Annotated in this window: 3 protein-coding genes; all 3 read left to right on the forward strand. The window is 31.9% G+C overall.

What is annotated here, in order from left to right:
• The first annotated feature begins 194 nt into the window (after positions 1–194).
• The 3 genes from EKM98_RS11850 to EKM98_RS11860 are packed head-to-tail and all read left to right on the forward strand — an operon-like array spanning position 195 to position 3,411.
• Positions 195–2,021, forward strand: coding sequence for a DUF6020 family protein (locus EKM98_RS11850; protein ID WP_225418587.1), 1,827 nt, complete (start codon positions 195–197; stop codon positions 2,019–2,021).
• 15 nt (positions 2,022–2,036) lie between these two features.
• Entirely contained in the window at positions 2,037–3,002 is a 966-nt protein-coding gene (locus tag EKM98_RS11855) for a glycosyltransferase family 2 protein (protein WP_125982747.1), read from the forward strand.
• On the forward strand, positions 2,995–3,411 hold the full coding sequence (locus EKM98_RS11860) for a GtrA family protein (RefSeq protein ID WP_125982748.1): 417 nt from the start codon (positions 2,995–2,997) through the stop codon (positions 3,409–3,411). Before EKM98_RS11855 ends, EKM98_RS11860 begins: the two co-directional genes overlap by 8 nt.
• The last annotated feature ends 72 nt before the right edge of the window (positions 3,412–3,483 follow it).

Genomic DNA, 3,483 nt, shown 5'->3' on the forward strand with positions numbered 1-3,483 from the left:
GACGATTTTGCTTAAACTTGAGGTGGTTCAACACAGTTATTACTCCTTTTAAGTTTTGTCACTTATGAGTCTAACTGCTCCTATCCTAGTATTTGGTACATAAATTTCTAAATGTTACAAACTAGGCACCACACGTATTAAAGTATATTTTTCACGTTTAATTTAGACAAAGCGCTTAAGGAAGGTATCAATTGATGCAAATAAAAATTACAAGATATTTTATAGGCATAATGGTATTGGCATTATTTTCTACCTATGCAATTGGTGGTATGATAAAGTCATATTCAAATCTAAATTCACTTAGTAATAGTGTTTTTAGTTTAATTATTTATGGAGCTATTTTAGTACTGTTTTATAAAGTTAAGCAGATGGATGTTGAACGCCGTTTATGGGGTATTGCGTTACTTATTGGTGGTTTATTTTCTGCATTTATGGTAATTGGTGTTAAAACATTAACTTTAAATACAACTGATTTAAATCACCTAACAACATGGCTCAAAATTATTTTTGGAATTCCTGTGTTCGGTTCGCTATTAATTACCACTTTTAAGTTGATCATTCCTCGCGCTAATTACTTGACTTTTGATAAGTTTAATACTGATAAATTAGAAAAGTTTTTTACGATTAAGCAAAGTTTTATTGTAGTATGGGCGCTTATTTTTATAGCTTGGATTCCTAGCCTGGTTGCCTCCTATCCAGGTATTTATGGTTATGATTCGGTTTATCAGATTGGTTATTATTTATCTGGGGAAATTTGTTTACATCATCCGTTAATTGATACTTATCTCATTGGATTTTGTGTAGTTACTCTTGGGAATATACTGGGCAGTAACGAGTTAGGTTTGTTAATCTATTCAATATTTCAAATGAGTATTTTATCGTATAGTTTTGCTGTAGTGATAAGATATATGACTAAAAAAAGGGTATCGATACTATGGCGAATTCTATTTATATTAATTTTTATGTTTCTTCCAGTTAATCCGATTATGTCTTTTTCAGCTACAAAAGATATAATTTATGCAGCAACATTTTTACTTATTTTAGTAAAATTATTTAGTTTAGCAGATGATCCTCATCAATTTAACAATATAACTTTTATTGCTACGTTGATTATAACAATATTTATTAATATTATTTTCAGAAGTCAAGGCCTTTATGTATTTCTTTTTAGTGCTATCTTTGGTTTGTTTTACTTTAGAAGGTATTGGAAGCAATTATTAATCGTGATTGTTCTACCGCTATTAATGTATTTAATATATTCAGGACCGGTTACTTCCGCCTTAAATGGTGTTAAATTTGATAGTTTACATGAGATGATGAGTGTTCCGGCAGTTCAATTATCTAAAGCTTTAGATGAAGATAGTGGAGAATTATCCCAATACGAAAAAAATCAGATTAAACAATATATTCCAGATTATAAAACCATAGAAGGTAATTATGCCATTGCTGATTCGATGAAGAATACTTTTAATTCAGAATTGTTAAAAGCAAATCCAAGTAGTTTTGTAAAACTTTGGTTACAAGTGGGAATTAAGAAACCTCTAACGTACGTCAATGCTTTTGCCCGTTTAACAATCGGACTGTGGTATCCGGATATGAATTATCGGGATCCTAAAGCTTATCATCCATATTGGGAGTATATATCAACGCAACAAAACAGCGAAAAGACATTTTTCATTGTTGAACGACAAGTACCACGCTTTATGAAGTGGTTGTCTAGTATTTACTATCAATTAACCTACAGTAACAGTTATCAGAAAGTCTCGGTACTGTCGATGTTTTTTAGTTCAGGCATATATACTTGGTTACTGATTGTGTATATTGGTTGGGTTATTTATCAACGTCGTTATCATTATTTATACCCAGCTTCCCTAGTACTAGGATTGTGGTTAACTTTATTATTGGGCCCAGTGGTACTTTATCGTTATGTCTATCCAATTGCGGTAGCGATTCCATTATTTATTGGAGACATGCTAGCTGGAAAAGGCAATTCGGCAAATGAAAAGCAGATTTCTGAATAAAATGGAGGATTATTAGTGAATAAACTAGCAATTTTAATTCCTTGTTATAATGAGGGAATGACAATTAAAAAGGTTGTTAAAGACTGCAAAAAAAGTACTATAGATATACCGAGAACTAAGATTTATGTTTATGATAATAACTCGTCAGATAATACGGTGAGTGAGGCTCAAGATGCAGGGGCAATTGTTCGTCATGAATATCAGCAAGGTAAGGGAAACGTAATTCGCCGGATGTTTCGTGAAGTTGAAGCTGAATGTTATATCATGATTGATGGTGATGATACCTATCCGACAGATGCAATTCCAGAAATGGCAGCAAAAGTTTTCGATCATCATGTTGATATGGTGGTAGGTGATCGCCTATCATCCAGCTATTTTGAAGAAAATAAACGACCATTCCATAATTTAGGTAATGTTATCGTTCGAAAGAGCATTAATTTCTTCTTTAAAAATGACATTAAAGATATTATGACGGGTTACCGTGCTTTTAGTTATCAGTTTGTTAAATCTTATCCAGTTTTATCACGTGGTTTTGAAATTGAAACAGAGATGAGTATTTTAGCCATTGAGAACAATATGTTGATTGAGAATCAGGTTATTGATTATCGTGATCGTCCTGATGGCAGTGAATCTAAGCTAAATACATATAGCGATGGTTTTAAGGTTCTACGCCGCATTTTTACTCTTTTTCGTAATTATCGACCGTTACAATTCTATAGTATTATTTCTGTCCTACTTATTTTATTTGCTACAGTATTATTTTTTCCTAATGTTTGGATTCCATATATACAGACTGGTTTAGTAGATAAAATGCCAACATTGGTTGTTTGTGGTTTTCTACTTTTGACGGGGATTATTTCTTATTCGAGTGGAATGATACTCGATTCGATTGTACAAAAAGAACAACGTGAATTTGAATTTCGCTTAGAAATTATTCAACAGCAATTCAAACGGCAATTACAGGAGCAATCGAATGATTAAAGTACTTTGGTTGAAGTATAAAGCAATCATCGCATATCTTTTTTTTGGGGTTGTAACAACTCTAGTTAATATTGGTTCTTTTGGAATAATGGCGGCCTATTGGCATTGGAATTATCAAGTTGCTACGGTGACTGCATGGATATTAACTGTCATTGCAGCCTACTTAACGAATAAAGTTTGGGTTTTTGGTTCACGATATACAACATTTATGGCTTTTATTAAAGAATTGTCCTCTTTTTTCTTTTTTCGTGGTCTAACATTAGCATTAGAATTAATAATTATGTATATTGGCGTTTCGCTAATAAATGGTAACTTAATATTGGTGAAACTAATTGATAATATAGTTGTAGTTGTTGTTAATTACTTGTTTAGTAAATGGTATATTTTTAAAAAAGTTGGTAAATGGTAGATTGTAAAATTAATCCGAACGCTGTTCGGACAAAAAAGATCAGCTTCCTTTAAAATGGTGTTTACCACAAAC

Source organism: Loigolactobacillus iwatensis, from assembly GCF_003950295.1.
In the GTDB taxonomy this organism is placed as follows: Bacteria; Bacillota; Bacilli; order Lactobacillales; family Lactobacillaceae; genus Loigolactobacillus; species Loigolactobacillus iwatensis.